The 462-nt window shown below is 46.3% G+C and carries 2 tRNA genes and 1 rRNA gene; all 3 read right to left on the bottom strand.

What is annotated here, in order from left to right:
• Positions 1-66: 66 nt before the first annotated feature.
• A tRNA-Ala gene (locus V7D18_RS25145) sits at positions 67-139 on the bottom strand.
• A gap of 72 nt (positions 140-211) precedes the next feature.
• Positions 212-285, bottom strand: a tRNA-Ile gene (locus V7D18_RS25140).
• A 7-nt stretch (positions 286-292) separates the two neighbouring features.
• Positions 293-410, bottom strand: a 5S ribosomal RNA gene (gene rrf / locus V7D18_RS25135).
• Between the last annotated feature and the right edge of the window lie 52 nt (positions 411-462).

Below are 462 nucleotides of genomic sequence, written 5' to 3'. Positions count from 1 at the left end.
TGCGATGCTTTCAAGCGTGTACACAATCGATAAATAACTGTGTTCAATGCTTTTTCTAACATCGAATGGAGATGGAGAGATTCGAACTCTTGACCCCCTGCTTGCAAGGCAGGTGCTCTCCCAACTGAGCTACACCCCCATAAAACCCGGATGTGGGTCTACCCTATTAAGGCTATCCCTGTATTCTTTTTTCTCTGGTTTTTTAAACCAATGGGCTTAAGTGGACTCGAACCACCGACCTCACGCTTATCAGGCGTGCGCTCTAACCAGCTGAGCTATAAGCCCATAAATAATCTGGCACCCACCTGCTCTCCCATACCGTCTCCAGTATAGTACCATCGGCCGCTTAGGTCTTAACCATCGTGTTCGAGATGGGAACGGGTGTGTCCCCTAAGCGCATCGGCACCAGAAATTCTTTGTCTTCTGATGTTTCCTTATTCTTTTTTAATTCTTTGAAAACTT

It is taken from the genome of Lacrimispora sp. 38-1, from assembly GCF_049890855.1.
Classification (GTDB): Bacteria; Bacillota; Clostridia; order Lachnospirales; family Lachnospiraceae; genus Lacrimispora.
The sequence above is the reverse complement of the archived record's forward strand: the minus strand, read 5'-3'. Positions and strand labels throughout refer to the sequence as shown.